Source organism: Lysobacter sp. F60174L2, assembly GCF_052547135.1.
In genome coordinates this window covers 691,853-706,818 of sequence record NZ_JBQWRA010000002.1, presented here as the reverse complement: position 1 = coordinate 706,818, position 14,966 = coordinate 691,853, and the positions used below count along the sequence as shown (strand labels likewise).

At 67.9% G+C, this 14,966-nt stretch carries 13 protein-coding genes; 2 read left to right on the top strand and 11 right to left on the bottom strand.

Annotation, left to right across the window (positions count from 1 at the left end; translation table 11 throughout):
• Nucleotides 1-2 precede the first annotated feature (2 nt).
• The 11 genes from guaB to ndk all read right to left on the bottom strand — a co-directional run bounded on the left by guaB (nt 3) and on the right by ndk (nt 11,596).
• A complete protein-coding gene (guaB, locus tag ACT9AS_RS08435; protein WP_445099666.1) occupies nt 3-1,460 on the bottom strand; it encodes an IMP dehydrogenase in 1,458 nt (485 codons plus the stop codon).
• A 214-nt stretch (nt 1,461-1,674) separates the two neighbouring features.
• Nucleotides 1,675-2,568 carry a bifunctional methylenetetrahydrofolate dehydrogenase/methenyltetrahydrofolate cyclohydrolase FolD gene (folD, locus tag ACT9AS_RS08430; protein WP_445099665.1) on the bottom strand — a complete coding sequence of 298 codons (894 nt, stop codon included), beginning with the start codon at nt 2,566-2,568 and terminating at the stop codon, nt 1,675-1,677.
• A 44-nt stretch (nt 2,569-2,612) separates the two neighbouring features.
• Entirely contained in the window at nt 2,613-3,530 is a 918-nt protein-coding gene (locus ACT9AS_RS08425) for a DUF2272 domain-containing protein (RefSeq protein ID WP_445099664.1), read from the bottom strand.
• A 154-nt stretch (nt 3,531-3,684) separates the two neighbouring features.
• Complete coding sequence (gene moeB, locus ACT9AS_RS08420; RefSeq protein WP_445099663.1) at nt 3,685-4,815, bottom strand: molybdopterin-synthase adenylyltransferase MoeB; 1,131 nt, start codon at nt 4,813-4,815, stop codon at nt 3,685-3,687.
• A gap of 34 nt (nt 4,816-4,849) precedes the next feature.
• Complete coding sequence (gene der, locus ACT9AS_RS08415) at nt 4,850-6,262, bottom strand: ribosome biogenesis GTPase Der (RefSeq protein ID WP_445099662.1); 1,413 nt, start codon at nt 6,260-6,262, stop codon at nt 4,850-4,852.
• A gap of 32 nt (nt 6,263-6,294) precedes the next feature.
• The gene (gene bamB / locus ACT9AS_RS08410) at nt 6,295-7,494 is read right to left on the bottom strand and encodes an outer membrane protein assembly factor BamB (RefSeq protein ID WP_445099661.1); all 1,200 of its coding nucleotides are present in this window, start codon (nt 7,492-7,494) and stop codon (nt 6,295-6,297) included.
• Nucleotides 7,494-8,123, bottom strand: a complete 630-nt coding sequence (locus ACT9AS_RS08405; RefSeq protein WP_445099660.1) for a tetratricopeptide repeat protein — start codon at nt 8,121-8,123, stop codon at nt 7,494-7,496. The genes bamB and ACT9AS_RS08405 overlap by 1 nt, the downstream gene beginning before the upstream one ends.
• Before the next feature lie 128 nt (nt 8,124-8,251).
• Nucleotides 8,252-9,067, bottom strand: coding sequence for a RodZ domain-containing protein (locus ACT9AS_RS08400; RefSeq protein ID WP_445099659.1), 816 nt, complete (start codon nt 9,065-9,067; stop codon nt 8,252-8,254).
• The gene (pilW, locus tag ACT9AS_RS08395) at nt 9,064-9,912 is read right to left on the bottom strand and encodes a type IV pilus biogenesis/stability protein PilW (RefSeq protein WP_445099658.1); all 849 of its coding nucleotides are present in this window, start codon (nt 9,910-9,912) and stop codon (nt 9,064-9,066) included. Before pilW ends, ACT9AS_RS08400 begins: the two co-directional genes overlap by 4 nt.
• Nucleotides 9,899-11,152 carry a 23S rRNA (adenine(2503)-C(2))-methyltransferase RlmN gene (rlmN, locus tag ACT9AS_RS08390; RefSeq protein WP_445099657.1) on the bottom strand — a complete coding sequence of 418 codons (1,254 nt, stop codon included), beginning with the start codon at nt 11,150-11,152 and terminating at the stop codon, nt 9,899-9,901. Before rlmN ends, pilW begins: the two co-directional genes overlap by 14 nt.
• Nucleotides 11,153-11,170: 18 nt before the next feature.
• A complete protein-coding gene (ndk, locus tag ACT9AS_RS08385; RefSeq protein ID WP_445099656.1) occupies nt 11,171-11,596 on the bottom strand; it encodes a nucleoside-diphosphate kinase in 426 nt (141 codons plus the stop codon).
• Nucleotides 11,597-11,862: 266 nt separating this feature from the next.
• Between ndk and ACT9AS_RS08380 the strand changes: the two genes are divergently transcribed.
• Nucleotides 11,863-12,483, top strand: coding sequence for a TetR family transcriptional regulator (locus tag ACT9AS_RS08380; RefSeq protein WP_445099655.1), 621 nt, complete (start codon nt 11,863-11,865; stop codon nt 12,481-12,483).
• Between the two features lie 49 nt (nt 12,484-12,532).
• Nucleotides 12,533-14,923: a 3-hydroxyacyl-CoA dehydrogenase NAD-binding domain-containing protein gene (locus ACT9AS_RS08375; protein WP_445099654.1), complete on the top strand. Its 2,391-nt coding sequence runs from the start codon at nt 12,533-12,535 to the stop codon at nt 14,921-14,923.
• Nucleotides 14,924-14,966: the final 43 nt, after the last annotated feature.

Genomic DNA, 14,966 nt, shown 5'->3' with positions numbered 1-14,966 from the left:
AATCAGCCGGCCCTGTAATTCGGCGGTTCCTTGGTGATCTGCACGTCGTGCACGTGGCTCTCGCGCGAACCGGCGCTGGTCACCTTTACGAACTGCGGCTTCTTGCGCATGTCCTCGATGGTGGCGCAGCCGACATAGCCCATGGTCGCGCGCAGGCCGCCCATCAGCTGGTGGACCACGCCGCCGAGCGGACCGCGGTACGGCACCCGGCCCTCGATGCCTTCCGGGACGAGCTTGTCGGCATCGGACGAATCCTGGAAGTAGCGGTCCTTGGAGCCCAGCTCCATCGCGCCGATGCTGCCCATGCCGCGGTAGCTCTTGTAGCTGCGGCCCTGGAACAGTTCGACCTCGCCCGGGGCCTCCTCGGTGCCCGCGAACAGGCCGCCGACCATCACCGTCGATGCGCCGGCGACCAGCGCCTTGCCGATGTCGCCCGAATAGCGGATGCCGCCGTCGGCGATCAGCGGGATGCGGTCCTGCAGGGCCTCGGCGACCATGTCGATCGCGGTGATCTGCGGCACGCCGACGCCGGCGACGATGCGGGTGGTGCAGATCGAGCCGGGACCGACGCCGACCTTGACCGCGTCCGCGCCGTGGTCCATCAACGCCAGCGCGGCATCGCCGGTGACGATGTTGCCGCCGATGACCTGCAGTTGCGGAAAGTTCTTCTTGACCCAGCGCACGCGCTCCAGCACGCCCTGCGAGTGGCCGTGCGCGGTGTCGACCACCACCACGTCGACCCCGGCCGCGGCCAGTGCCTCGATACGCGCCTCGGTGTCGCCGCCGACGCCCACCGCGGCGCCGACCAGCAGGCGCTCGCTGCTGTCGTAGGCGGCGTTGGGGTTGTCGGACTTCTTCTGGATGTCCTTGACCGTGATCAGCCCGCGCAGCTCGAAGCCGTCGTTGACCACCAGCACCTTCTCGATCCGGTGCTTGTGCAGCAGCCCGAGCACCTCCTCGTCGCTGGCCCCCTCCTTCACCGTCACCAGCCGGTCCTTCTTGGTCATGATGTGGCGGACGGGATCGTCGTGTTTGGTCTCGAACCGCATGTCGCGGCTGGTGACGATGCCGACCAGTTGGCCGCCGTCGACCACGGGCACGCCGGAGATGTTGCGCGTGCGGGTCAGCTTGAGCACGTCGGCGATGCTGGTTTCGGGGCCGACCGTGAAGGGCGACTTGATCACCCCGGCCTCGAAGGTCTTGACCTGCGCGACGTGCGCGGCCTGCTGGGCCAAGCCCATGTTCTTGTGGATGATGCTGATGCCGCCCAACTGGGCCATCGCGATGGCCAGTCGTCCCTCGCTGACGGTATCCATCGCCGCCGACAGCAGTGGCAGGCGGATGGACAGGTCGCGGGTGACGCGGGTGGTGAGCGAGACGTCCTTGGGAAGGACGGTGGAATGCGCGGGGACGAGCGATACGTCGTCGTAGGTCAGCGCTTCAGCCTGGATGCGCAACATGGGGCGGCCCGGGGAGGATGAAGCGCGTCATTGTACCGCGTTCGGTGGGCTTGCGAGGGGGCGGAATGGCGGAAAAGCCGTGGCCACCACCGCAAGGAGCCAACCCCGCCTTTTTGTAGGAGCGACGTAAGTCGCGAATTCCGCGGTCCCCGGAATCGCCGTGCGTTCGCGACTTACGTCGCTCCTACACGGAGCGCTTTCGCAGGTGCCGGGGCTACTCCTGATTGTCCGCCGCTTCAGCGGCCTCCAGGGTGTTCTCCATCAGCGTCGCAACCGTCATCGGCCCCACCCCACCCGGCACCGGGGTGATCCAGCTGGCCCGTTGCGCGGCCTCCTCGAAGCCGACATCGCCGACCAGCCGGCCGTCGTCGAGCCGGTTGATGCCGACGTCGATCACCACCGCGCCCGGCTTGACCCACTCGCCGGGGATCAGCCGCGGGCGGCCCACCGCGACCACCAGGATGTCCGCGCCGCGTACCGCCGCCTCCAGTACATCGGGCGGGGTGAACTTGTGGCAGGACGTGGTGGTGCAGCCTGCAATCAGCAGTTCCAGCGCCATCGGCCGGCCGACATGGTTGGAGACCCCGACGATCGTCGCACTGGCGCCGCGCACGGGCCGGTCGGTGTAGGCCAGCAAGGTGGTGATGCCGCGCGGGGTGCACGGGCGCAGGCCGAACTCGCGCAACGCCAGGTGGCCGACGTTCTCCGGGTGGAAGCCGTCGACGTCCTTGGCCGGCGAAATACGGTGGATCAGCCTGGAGGCATCGCGGCGGTCGGGGAGCGGCAACTGGACCAGGATGCCGTGGACGTCCGGGTCGGCGTTGAGACGATCGATCAGGGCCAGCAGCTCGTCGTCGGTGGTCTCCGCCGGCAGGTCGAAATCGATGGCGCGGATGCCGACTTTCTCTGCGGCGCGACGCTTGTTGCGCACGTACACCGCGGACGCCGGGTCCTGCCCCACCAGCACCACCGCCAGTCCCGGACGCGGTTTGCCCTGGGCCATCCGCGCGTCGACCCGGGCCTTGAGGCTGTCAAGGAGATCCTCCGCGATGCGCTTGCCGTCGAGGATGCGGGCAGCGTGCTGCGGAGTGTCGGACGTATGGGTCATGGAACGGTGGCCTTGGAGACGATCTGGCCGCCATTATCGCAAGCTCAGTGGCTGGCCGGACACCGGGGTATGCCGGCGCCGACGACGCACTGGACGCAACACTTGCCGTGCTCCACCGGTTGCCCGGGTATCGGGGTCACGGGCACTGCCTGCAGTGACGGCTTCAGCTTGAGCAGGACAACCCAGTCGTGCCGGTTGAAATTGCAGACCGCCTGGTTGCCCGGACTGCAGCCGATGTCACTGCCGCGTGGCAGGTTCCAGAACCGCCCGCTGCGGTTCAACCCAAGCATCCGCAGGGTGACGCTTTGCAGGACGTTGCCGCCTATGAGGTAGGCCGTGTGGGCATCGGCACTACGGGTCACGATTTCGCAATGCATCGCCAGTGCCGCGTCGGGATTGGCCGCGATCCACGCCTGCAGCCCCGCGTAACCGAACGACGTCGTGCCGCGGGCATAGCAGAGCAGGTCGCCTGCGGTTGGCAAGGCGATATCCGGATCGACAAACAGGAACGGGCTGCTGCCCGGGCTCAGATAGGCATCGCGGACATAGTCGATGTGCCGCGCCGATGGCCTGAAGCCCGGCACCCCCGCCCGCACCAGCACGAACGAGATGAACGCGGCCGACCAGGGGCGGTCGATCAGGAAGGCGCGGCAGTCGGGCGAGCCGAAGTCGGCATTGACGGCTCGGGCACAGGCGGCGGCACCGGGGAACGAATTCATTCCCCACAGCAGCCCGCTGCCGCGCCAGTACTCGGCGACGCGCTTCCAGGCGGGGGTGGCGCCGTCCTGGAGAAGGCCGGTTTCCGCTTCCGACAGGGCCATGCTCGCGAGTTGGCCATGCAGGTTGATGAAGGGGCGATACCAGAGCGCGTTCTCGCGGCAGGCGACCGCGGAGATGCGTTCGCCCAGCGTGGTTGCGCGGGATGGGTCGGTTCCCGCGCAAACGACAGCGGCCGTTGCCACGGACGGTATGACGGCCAACAGCAGCAGGAGGGCCGCAGCCTCGAACCGTCGCCGTAGCCAATGACCTCCCATCCCGCCTCCCGGCCTCCCGCGCATCTGTCGCATCGTCCGCGACTGGCGTGACCGGGGTGTGCATGCGCTTCCCGGGCGTGAATCAGCCCGCGCAGAACTGCTGGTAGTCGATGTATCCGGGGAACGCCCTGCCCGGCGCGCAGACGACGCAGGCAGGATCGGGTTGCAGGCGGGTTTCGCGGAACCGCATCGCCAGTGCGTCGAAGTGCAGCAGGCGGCCGGCCAGCGGCTCGCCGATGCCGAGGATGAGCTTGATCACCTCGGTCGCCTGCAACATGCCGACCACCCCGGGCAGCACGCCCAGCACGCCGGCATCGCTGCAGTTGGGTGCATCTTCCGCGGACGGTGGTTCGGGGAACAGGCAGCGGTAACAGGGCAACCGGCCACGATGGCGCCCCGCATCGAAGACGCTGGCCTGGCCGGTGAAACGCAGCACGGCGCCGTACACCAGCGGCTTGCCGAGCTTCACGCAGGCGTCGTTGAGCAGGTAGCGCGCGGCGAAATTGTCGGCACCGTCCAGTACCACGTCGGCGTCGGCGATCAGGCGCTCGACGTTGTCGCTGCCGATGCGCTCCGGGAAGGTTCGGACTTCGATTTTCGGGTTGAGCGCCGAAAGCGCGATCGCGGCCGACTCGACCTTGGGCACGCCGATCCGCGCTTCGGTATGCAGGATCTGCCGTTGCAGGTTGCTGCGCTCGACCACGTCGTCATCGGCGAGCACCAGGGTTCCGAAACCGGCGGCCGCCAGGTAATACGCGGCGGGCGAGCCCAGCCCCCCGGCGCCGACAACCGCCACCCTCGCCTGCTGCAGCTTGCGCTGGCCGGCCTCGCCGACCTCCGGGAGTCGCAGATGGCGGGAATAGCGGTCGTGGAAATCGAGGTCGACGTCGCCGGCGGGCTGCGCGAATGGCAGCTGCTCTTCGCGCCAGCGCGTGGTCCCGCCGTCGACCGAGGCGACCCGGCGGTAACCGGCGTCGATGAGCACCTGGGCCGCCTTCAGCGAGCGTCCACCCAGCTCGCAGATCAGCAGGACGTCCGCATCGCGGTCGGGCAAGGTGGTCGCGGGCCCGGCCTCGAGGTCGCTGCGCGCCACCCCCACCGCGCCTTCGGCCATGCCCATCGCGCGTTCGTGCGATTCGCGGACATCGACCAGGATGGCACCGGCGAGTTGGCGTTCGCGGGCGGCGGCGGGGGCGAGTATTTCGATGGCCATGCGGCCATTATCCGCCGTCGCGGGCGCTCGCGGTCTACTTACCGCGCTTGACGTGCCGGATCAGGCGGCGCTTCTTGGCGATCTGCTTCTCGCTGAGCACGTTCTTCTTGCCTTCGTAGGGGTTGGCCCCCTCCTTGAAGACGAAGCGGATCGGGGTGCCGACCAGCTTGAAACGCTTGCGGAAGAAGTTCTCCAGATAGCGCTTGTAGGTGTCGCTGAGCGTGCGCAGGCGGTTGCCGTGGACGACGAAAGTCGGCGGGTTGCTGGCCGCCGGATGGGCGTAGCGCAACTTGGCGACGTGACCGCGCACGACCGGCGGCGGATTGGTCTCGTAGGCGATTTCCATCGCCTTCGTGACTTCGCTGGTGCTGAACTCGTGCGTCGCCGAGGCGTGGGCGCGGTGGATCGCCTTGAACAGTTCACCCAGCCCGGAGCCGTGCTTCGCGCTGATCCGGATCGCCTCGGCCCAGTCCACGAACGCCAGCTTGCGCGACAGCAATGCCTCGGCCTGCTGGCGCTGGTAATCGCTTTGCCCGTCCCACTTGTTGACCGCGACCACCAGCGCCCGGCCGGCGTCGAGCGCGTAACCGAGCACGCTGGCGTCCTGGTCGGTCACGCCTTCGCCGGCATCGAGCATGATCACCGCGACCTGGCATTGCTCGATCGCGTGCAGGGTCTTGATGATCGAGAACTTCTCGACCGCCTCGTCGACCCGCGACTTGCGGCGCAGGCCGGCGGTGTCGATCAGCCGGTACAGGCGACCATCGCGTTCCATGTCGATCGCGACCGAATCGCGGGTGGTGCCGGGCACGTCGGACGCGATCATCCGCTCCTCGCCCAGCAACCGGTTGACCAGGGTCGACTTGCCCACGTTGGGACGGCCGATGAAAGCGATGCGGATGCGCGTGGGGTCGTCGTCGAGCTCGGTCGAGGCACCCTCCTCCGGCAAGCGTCCGATGACCTCGTCGATCAGCTCGTCGATGCCTTGGCGATGCGCCGAGGACACCGCAACGGCCTCGCTGAAACCGTAGCGGGCGAAGTCGTTGAGCGCGGCCTGGGTGTCGATGCCGTCGGTCTTGTTGATCACCAGCATCGTCGGCCGCGCGGTCTTGCGCAGCCAGGCGAGGATCTCGTCGTCCAGCGCCGACGCGCCTTCGCGACCGTCGACAATGAACAGCACGAGGTCGGCCTCGGCCGCGGCGGCGCGGGCCTGGCGGGCGGTCGCGCCGAGCAGGCCCTCGACAAGATGCTCGCTCTCGCCGGCGATGCCGCCGGTATCGACCACCGCGAACGCCCGCTGGCCTTCCGGCCGGCATACGCCGTAATGGCGGTCCCGGGTGACCCCGGGCTGGTCGTGGACCAGGGCGTCGCGGCTGCGCGTCAGCGCGTTGAACAACGTTGATTTACCTACGTTGGGACGACCAACGAGCGCGACTAGCGGGAGCATGGGGGTTCAGCCGGAATTTGGAGGGTTCGGGGTCATTGCCCGAGGCGGAACGCGCTCAGTCCGCCGTCGACGTCCTGCACGATCAGGATCCCGTCCGCCACCACCGGCGTGGCGCGCAGCGCGTCGCCACCGGCACGGGCGCGGGCGGCGAATTCGCCGGTGCCCAGGTCCAGCCAGTGCAGGTAACCATCGTAGTCACCCACGACCGCATAGCTCCCGTGGATGGCCGGTGCGGTGAGGTTGCGGCGGGCCAGCGCCGGTTGCTGCCACATCGCGCTGCCACCGGTCTTCTCCAGGCCGAACACGGTGTCGCCCGGCTCGGTGATCACCACCACGCTGGGGGCGACCGCCACCTGGCCCGGGCCGCCGTTGTCGCTCAGCCACATCGGCTGGCCGGTCGGGGCATTGATGGCCATGGTCTGGCCCTTGAAGCTGGTGGCATAGAGGGTGGTGCCCTCGAGGACCGGGGCGCCGTCGACGTCCGCCATGCGGTCGAGTTCGGTGCGGCCTTCCTGCTGCCCGATCGCCTGGTCCCACAGCGGGCGGCCATCCTGGGCGGACAGCGCGCTGACGGTGCCGTCGTCGTTGCCTATGAACAGGAAACCCGGGCCGACCACGGGAGAGTCGTTGCCACGCACCGACAGGGCCGGCACATCATGGTTCCAGAACCAGCGGCGTTCGCCATTGGCGGCATCGAACGCGGTCACCCGGCCGTCGTTGGAACGCACGAACACCATGCCCATGCCGATGGCGGGTGCCGCGATGATTTCGTTGCCCACCTTCGCGCGCCACTTCTCGGCACCGGTGGCGGCGTCGAGCACGATGACGTCGCCCTCGAGACTGCCCACCGCGACCAGCCCGTCGCCGGCACCCGGGCCGCCGCTGAGGCGCAGTTCGCTTTCGTGGGTCCAGACCGTCCGGCCGGTCTGCAGGTCGAACGCATGGACGCCGCCTTCGACCGCGGCCGCGTAGACCTTGCCGTCAGCGACCACCGGCCCCTGGCGCGCGCCCAGCAGACCTTCGCCCTTGCCCGCATCGGCGGACCAGACCTTGCTGACGGTCGTGGTCGGATTGATGTCGGTCAGCTTGGCCGGCTCCGTGTTCTTGTCGTCCTTGCCGCCGAACCAGCCCTTGATGGTGCTGCAGCCGGCGAGCGAAGCGAGGCAGAGCGCGATCGCGCCGGCGCGGACGAGCGTGGCGCCAGGGGTGCGGGGAGTCGATGCGGACTTCATCAAGACTGTGCCTCGGTACTGGTGGGGGTCCCGCCGACTTCCGCGAGTTTGAGTTCGAGCACGCGACGCTGCGGCGACGCCACGTCGAGCCGGGTCAGCGCCTGCTGGTAGGACTCACGGGCCTTGTCGGGCTGGCCCAGGGCGTACTGGGCATCGCCACGGACCTGCAGCGCGGTCGGGGTATCGGCGGTGTCGACCAGCGCCAGCGCGGCTTCGGCCTGGTCGGTGGCGATCAGCAGGCGGGCCAGGCGCTGGTTCACGATGTCGGCGATGGCGGCGTTGCCGGGCTTGATCGAGCGCAGCGTTTCGATGGCGGCCGCGTTGTCCTTGGCCGCTACCTGCGATGCGGCCAACTCCAGGCCGGCGAGGTTGGCGTAGACGCCTTCGCCCAGCCCATCGACCTTGGCGGCACCCTGCCCGTCGCCGGCCTCGATCGCATTGATCGCAGCCTGGTACTGGTCGGCCCTGGCGAGTTGCTGCTGTGACTGCTGCTGCTGCCACCATTTCCAGCCGCCGATCGCCGCCAGGCCGAGTACGATGCCGCCGATCAGGCCGGCGCCGTTTTCGCGAAGCCAGAGGAGGACGCGTTCGCTTTGTTCGTGTTCGTCAAGTGGATCGTCGATTGCCATGCGCTAGCTGCCATCCCGCCCCGGCCACGGGCCGGAGGCAATTGGTGAGGACTGGCCCGCGAGCGGGCCGGTGGAAATGCCGGCACGGCCGATGTACGGCCGTGGCAACAGCGGACCCGCGACGCGGGTCAGTCGGCGACCGGCGCGAGGGAGCCGTCAGAGGATAGCGTAAAGCGCGCCACGTTCGCGCGGCTGAACGGCTCCAGGTCGACCGGCCGGCCGTCCTGGCGGACTTCGACCGCGGACGAGTTGCCGAGCACGAGCCGGCCCACCTCGCCTTCGCCGTAGCTGCGTCGTTCGCCTTCGGGCAGCAGGCCCTGTTCGAGCTTGCTTCCGTCGGGCGCGAAGATCTGCACCCAGCTTTCGTCGTTGAACTCGATCGACAACGCGGGCGCATCCACCGGCGTTCCGTTCATGCTGCCCATGGATGCGATCAGCGGCTTGCGCTGGACCGGCTTGCGCACCGTGGACGGCGGCGCCTTGCCGGTCTCGACCGGCACCGACTGTTGAAGGTCGAACGACTGCACGCTCAGGTCGTTCGAGAGGTGCTGCTGGGTCGCGAGCCAGACCGGTACCGCGATCATCGCCGTGATCCCGATGTAGACCGCACGACGGGTCACCTGCTCGAACATCCGGCGGTAGCGCGGTGTATGGCTGTGACTGACCAGGTCCGACGGCGTGACCGGCCCGACCTCGGTGCGGATCGCATCCAGGTCCAGGTCGACGTCCAGCAGCCGGGCGTAACTTCGCAGCTGGCCACGTACGAATACCGGCGCGCCAATCCGGGCCCAGTCGTCGGATTCGAGTGCGCGAATCACGCGCACCGGCATTTTCAGCCGTGCCGAGACTTCTTCCTGGGAGAGCCCCGCGCGTTGCCTCGCCTGCATGAGGCGAATGCCAAAGCTATCGACGCCTTCGGGCGCGATCGTGTTCGGGTGCATCATCGTTTCCCGTTTTCCCCTGCTCCGGAGCCCGATATATCGGGAAACTCCGCCCTCAGCCTTTGAACGTATCCGTCTGCGGCATCCTTGTCGCCGAGTTTTTCCTCGATTTGTGACGCAAGCAACAGCGAGCGGGCATCCGCGGGTGCAGCCGCCAGCCGGCGTTGCGAAAATGCCCGCGCGTGGAACGCGCGACCGGCACGGAATTCGTGCTCGGCCATGGCCGCCAGCGCGACCGGGTTTTGCGGGTCGATCGCAAGCGCCGCGTCCAGGTACTTTACCGCCAACCCGCCCTGCCCGGCCTTGACGGCACAGGCCCCGGCGTTGGCCATCGCCGCCGCCGGCGTGCGGTAGCCGCGATCCGCCAGTGCGCGGTCGAACCACTGCAGGGACTCCTGCTCGCGGCCGTTGGCGCACAGCCAGGTCCCGTAGTTGTTGAGCGTGCCGCCGTCGTGCGGGGCCAGCTCGATCGCTCGCCGGTAGTGGTCACCGGCCACCTCGACCTCGCCGTCCGCATCGGCGACCAGTGCGCGCAACGTATGCGCGGCGGCGAAGTCCGGATTGCTCTTCAGCGCGTCCACGGCGGCTTTCCGCGCGCCATCGAGGTCGCCCTTCGTATAGGCAAGTTGGCCCTGCTGGACCGCGGTCCGGGCCTTGACCGTGCTCTTGCTGCGGTCGTCGGTCACCACATCGAGTTCCGGCGCGGTACGGCGGAAATCGCTCCGCGTGTAATCGGGCTTGATGAAACTCAGCCGGTTGCAGCCGGCCATCGCCACCATCACGACCAGCCCCAGCAGCAGCCCCCCGACGGGTCCCCGGACAACGATTCCGCGCTCAGGCGGCAGCATCCCGGCCCCCTTGCGCGTCGAGTGTCTTGCGGAACTCCGCCTGCCGGCGCGTGCGGTCCGCGACCTGGCCCTTGAGCTGGCCGCAGGCGGCATCGATGTCGTCGCCGCGGGTCCTGCGCACGGTGGTGAGCACCCGCGCTTCCTGCAACAACTTCTGGAACGCGCGGATGTCGGCCTCGGCCGACCGTTCGTAACGCGTGCCCGGGAACGGATTGAACGGGATCAGGTTGACCTTGGCCGCGTCCTTCATCTGCACCGCGTTGTCGAACTGGCGCATCAGGCGGGCCAGCTCGCGGGCGTGCTGCGGCTGGTCGTTGACCCCCTTCATCAGGGTGTATTCGAAGGTGATCGACGAACGCGGTTTGCGCTTGACGTAGCGCTGGCAGGCCGCCATCAGCTCGGCGATCGGGTACTTCTTGTTGAGCGGGATCAGCTCGGTGCGCAGCGCGTCGTTGGGCGCGTGCAGCGACACCGCCAGCGAGACGTCGCTGGCCTGGCCGAGCTGGTCGATCTGCGGCACCAGGCCGGAGGTCGACAGGGTCACGCGCTTGTTGGCCAGGCCGTAGCCGAGGTCGTCGCGCATGATGCTCATCGCCCGCACGACGTTGTCGAAGTTCATCAGCGGCTCGCCCATGCCCATCATCACCACGTTGGTCAGCTTGCGCTGCTGGTGCGGCAGGTTGCCGAGCTGGCGGGCGGCGATCCAGACCTGGCCGATCACCTCGGCGGTGGTCAGGTTGCGGTTGAAGCCCTGGGTGGCGGTGGAGCAGAAAGTGCAGTTGAGCGCGCAGCCGACCTGGCTGGACACGCACAGGGTGCCGCGACCCTTGTCTGGGATGTAGACCGCCTCGATGGCGTTCTTCGGGTCCATGCCGATCAGCCACTTGATGGTGCCGTCGGCGGAGGGCTTCTCGAGCAGGACCATCGGCGCACGGACTTCGGCGTACTCGTGCAGCTTGGCGCGCAGCGCCTTGCCGAGGTCGGTCATGTCATCGAAGTCGGTGACGTAGCGGTGGTGGATCCACTTCATCACCTGGTGCGCGCGATAGCGCTTTTCGCCGAGGACGTTCTCGAAGAAGTCCTCCAGCGAGACGCGGTCGAGGTCGAAGATATTCGTCTTCGACCCCGCCGCGGCATTGCCGGCCGTGTCCCGCACGGACGCCGCCCACGGCTTCGCGGCGCCGGCTTCGCTTGAAGCGTCGGCAAGGGCGATGTCGATGGTGTCGCGGGTGCGGGTCATGGCTTCTGGTTCAATCGATCAGCGCGCGTAGACGTCGGTCGCCGGGAAGAAGTACGCGATCTCGATCGCGGCGTTCTCCAGGCTGTCCGAGCCGTGCACCGCGTTGGCGTCGATGCTGTCGGCGAAGTCGGCGCGGATCGTGCCGGCGGCGGCTTCCTTGGGGTTGGTGGCGCCCATCAGGTCGCGGTTCTTGAGCACCGCGCCCTCGCCTTCGAGCGCCTGGATCATCACCGGGCCGGAGATCATGAACTCGACCAGCGCGTTGAAGAACGGACGCTCGCGGTGGACAGCGTAGAAACCCTCGGCCTCGGCCTTGGACAGGTGCTTCATCTTCGAGGCGACGACCTTGAGGCCGGCCTTCTCGAAACGGGTGTAGATCTCGCCGATGACGTTCTTGGCGACGGCGTCGGGCTTGATGATGGACAGGGTGCGCTCCAGCGCCATGGGGATATCTCCGGATAGGCGGGCCGCGACCCTTTATTGCCTGGGTTCGCGCCCGAGGATAACAGAAAAACCCGCGTCGGGACGCGGGTTTAGCCGATATGGCTGCGGTAATACTACCGGATCGTCATGCGGTTTTGCAGTGCCCCGGCGCATTGTTTTGCGGTTCATGCCGGCGCCCGCGTTGACGGCCGCCCTCGCCCGGTCGTAGCATCAAACAAGCGTTTGATTAACCCGCCGCTGCGGGGCACCCAACCTTCCGGACGACCATGGCCGCCACCACCCACTTCTCCACCAAGGACCGCATCCTCGGAGCCGCCGAGGATCTGTTCGCCCAGTTCGGCTTCAGCGGAACCTCGCTGCGCCAGGTCACCAGCCGCGCCGACGTCAACATCGCCGCGGTCAACTACCACTTCGGCAGCAAGGAGAATCTCGTCAACGAGGTCTTCCGGCGCCGCATGGACGACATGAGCGCGCACCGGCTGTCGGCGCTGAAAGCCGCGCTGGAACAGCACCCAGGCGAGCTGGAGCCGATCTTGGCCGCGTTTGTCGAACCCGCGCTCGCGATCGCCCAGGACCGCCACGGCGGCGCCGCCTTCGTCCGCGTTGTCGCCCGCGCCTATGCGGAAAAGAACGACAGCCTGCGCAAGTTCCTGTCCGACCACTACGGCCACGTCCTGCGCGAGTTCGCCAAGGCGATTGCGGCCTGCGTGCCTGCGCTGAGCAAGGAAGAGCTGTACTGGCGGCTGGACTTCCTCGCCGGCGCGCTGACCTACGCCATGGCCGACTTCGGCCTGATCAAGCGGCCCACCGGCACGGCCGAGAAGGCCCACCGGGAGCGCGCGGCGCGAGAGTTGATCCGGTTTGCGGCGGCGGGCTTCAAGAGCTGAGCTGTTCACCCCGGGCGATAAAAACAAATTTATCAAGGAGTTACTGAAAATGTCCGAGAAACTACTTGTACGTCGTGCCGCCGTCCTCGGCGCCGGCGTGATGGGCGCGCAGATCGCCGCCCACCTGACCAATGCCGGCGTCGATACCGTGCTGTTCGACCTGCCGGCGAAGGACGGCGACCCGAACGGCGTGGTCAACAAGGCGATCGCCGGATTGGCCAAACTCAGCCCGGCTCCGCTCGCCGACAAGGCCCTGGCCAGGCGCATCGTCGCCGCCAACTACGAGACCGGCCTCGACCTGCTGGACGGCTGCGACCTGGTGATCGAGGCGATCGCCGAAAAGATGGAGTGGAAGCAGGACCTCTACCGGAAGGTCGCCCCGCACATCGCCGACCACGCGGTGCTGGCCAGCAACACCTCCGGGCTGGGCATCAACAAGCTCGCCGACGTGCTGCCGGAAGCGCTGCGCCCACGCTTCTGCGGCGTGCACTTCTTCAACCCGCCGCGCTACATGCACCTGGCCGAGCTGATCCCGGCCAAGGCCACCGACCCGGCGGTGCTGGCGAACCTGGAAACCTTCCTGACCACCACCCTCGGCAAGGGCGTGGTGATCGCGCGCGACACCCCGAACTTCATCGGCAACCGCATCGGCGTGTTCTCGATGCTGGCGGCGATGCACCACACCGAACAGTCCAAGCTCGGCTTCGACACCGTCGACGCACTGACCGGCCCGGCGATCGGCCGGCCGAAGTCGGCGACCTACCGCACCGCCGACGTGGTCGGGCTCGACACCATGGTCCATGTCATCAAGACCATGGCCGACACCCTGCCCGACGACCCGTGGCACAAGTATTTCAAGGCGCCGAAGTGGCTGGCCGGGCTGGTCGAGAAAGGCGCGCTGGGCGCCAAGACCGGCGCCGGCGTCTACACCAAGAAAGGCAAGGACATCCTCGTCCTCGACCTGAAGACGCAGGATTACCGGCCGTCGAACCCGGAGCTCGACCCCGGGGTTGCCGCGCTGCTGAAGGAGCGCGACCCGGCGAAGAAGTTCGCCGCGCTGCGCGCGTCCGACCACCCGCAGGCGAAGTTCCTGTGGTCCTGCTTTCGTGACACCTTCCACTACAGCGCCTACCACCTCAAGGACATCGCCGAGACCGCGCGCGACGTCGACTTCGCGATGCGCTGGGGCTACGGCTGGTCGATCGGTCCGTTCGAGAGCTGGCAGGCGGCGGGCTGGAAGCAGGTCGCCGACTGGATCGCCGAGGACATCGTCGCCGGCGAAGCGATGAGCAACGCCGAGTTGCCCGACTGGGTGTTCGACGGCCGCGAGGGCGTGCACGCCAACGCCGGCAGCTACAGCCCGGCGCGCGATGCGATGGTGCCGCGCTCGTCCAACCCGGTGTACGCGCGCCAGCGCTTCCCGGACGCGCTGCTGGGCGAGAAGGCGTCGCAGGGTCGCACGGTGTTCGAGAACGACGGCATCCGCATGTGGGCCGACGATTCCGGCCAAAGCGGGGGCGACGACATCGCGGTCGTGAGCTTCAAGACCAAGATGCATACGGTCAACGACCACGTGCTCGACGGCCTGCAGGAAGCGGTGCGGATCGCCGAGCGCGACTTCCGCGGGCTGGTGATCTGGCAGCCGAAGGAGCCGTTCTCGGCCGGTGCCGACCTGGCCGGCGCGCTGGGCCTGCTGCAGGCCGGCGACGTCAAGGGCTTCGAGGCGATGGTCGAGAACTTCCAGCGCACCAGCATGGCGATCAAGTACTCGCTGGTGCCGGTGGTCGCGGCGGTGCGCGGGTTGGCATTGGGCGGCGGTTGCGAATTCCAGATGCACTCGGCGCGCACCGTGCTGGGGCTGGAGAGCTACATCGGCCTGGTCGAGGCCGGCGTCGGCCTGCTTCCGGCCGGTGGTGGCCTGAAGGAGCTGGCGGTGCGCGCCTCGGAGGCGGCCGGCGCCAACGGCGACGTGTTCGCCGAGCTCAAGACCGTGTTCGAGACCGTGGCGATGGCCAAGGTCTCCACCTCGGCGGTTGAAGCGAAGAACCTGCAGCTGGCGCGCAAGAACGACGTGGTCGTGTTCAACGGCTTCGAGCTGCTGCACGTCGCCAAGGCCCAGGCCCGTGCGCTGGCCGAGTCGGGCTATCGCCCGCCGTTGCCCGCGCGCGGCATCCGCGTTGCCGGCGATGTCGGCATCGCCACCTTCAAGATGCTGCTGGTCAACATGCTGGAGGGTTATTTCATCTCGCAGCACGACTACGAGATCGCCACCCGCATCGCCACCGTGCTGTGTGGTGGCGAGGTCGACCGGCACTCGGTGGTCGACGAGGAATGGCTGCTGCGGCTGGAACGCGAGCACTTCGTGGCGCTGGCGCAGATGCCCAAGACCCAGGAGCGCATCGCGCACATGCTCAAGACCGGCAAGCCGCTGCGGAATTAGTGGTGAAGAAGATCGGGCATCCTGCCGCGACTTCTTCGCCCTT

Excerpts from the sequence above, each read along its gene's own strand:
- bamB (WP_445099661.1), bottom strand. The coding sequence starts at position 7,494 with ATGAAGTCCGCATCGACTCCCCGCACCCCTGGCGCCACGCTCGTCCGC.
- moeB (WP_445099663.1), bottom strand. The coding sequence starts at position 4,815 with ATGGCCATCGAAATACTCGCCCCCGCCGCCGCCCGCGAACGCCAACTC.
- folD (WP_445099665.1), bottom strand. The coding sequence starts at position 2,568 with ATGACCCATACGTCCGACACTCCGCAGCACGCTGCCCGCATCCTCGAC.
- der (WP_445099662.1), bottom strand. The coding sequence starts at position 6,262 with ATGCTCCCGCTAGTCGCGCTCGTTGGTCGTCCCAACGTAGGTAAATCA.
- rlmN (WP_445099657.1), bottom strand. The coding sequence starts at position 11,152 with ATGACCCGCACCCGCGACACCATCGACATCGCCCTTGCCGACGCTTCA.
- ACT9AS_RS08400 (WP_445099659.1), bottom strand. The coding sequence starts at position 9,067 with ATGATGCACCCGAACACGATCGCGCCCGAAGGCGTCGATAGCTTTGGC.
- ACT9AS_RS08405 (WP_445099660.1), bottom strand. The coding sequence starts at position 8,123 with ATGGCAATCGACGATCCACTTGACGAACACGAACAAAGCGAACGCGTC.
- pilW (WP_445099658.1), bottom strand. The coding sequence starts at position 9,912 with ATGCTGCCGCCTGAGCGCGGAATCGTTGTCCGGGGACCCGTCGGGGGG.
- ACT9AS_RS08380 (WP_445099655.1), top strand. The coding sequence starts at position 11,863 with ATGGCCGCCACCACCCACTTCTCCACCAAGGACCGCATCCTCGGAGCC.
- ndk (WP_445099656.1), bottom strand. The coding sequence starts at position 11,596 with ATGGCGCTGGAGCGCACCCTGTCCATCATCAAGCCCGACGCCGTCGCC.
- guaB (WP_445099666.1), bottom strand. The coding sequence starts at position 1,460 with ATGTTGCGCATCCAGGCTGAAGCGCTGACCTACGACGACGTATCGCTC.
- ACT9AS_RS08375 (WP_445099654.1), top strand. The coding sequence starts at position 12,533 with ATGTCCGAGAAACTACTTGTACGTCGTGCCGCCGTCCTCGGCGCCGGC.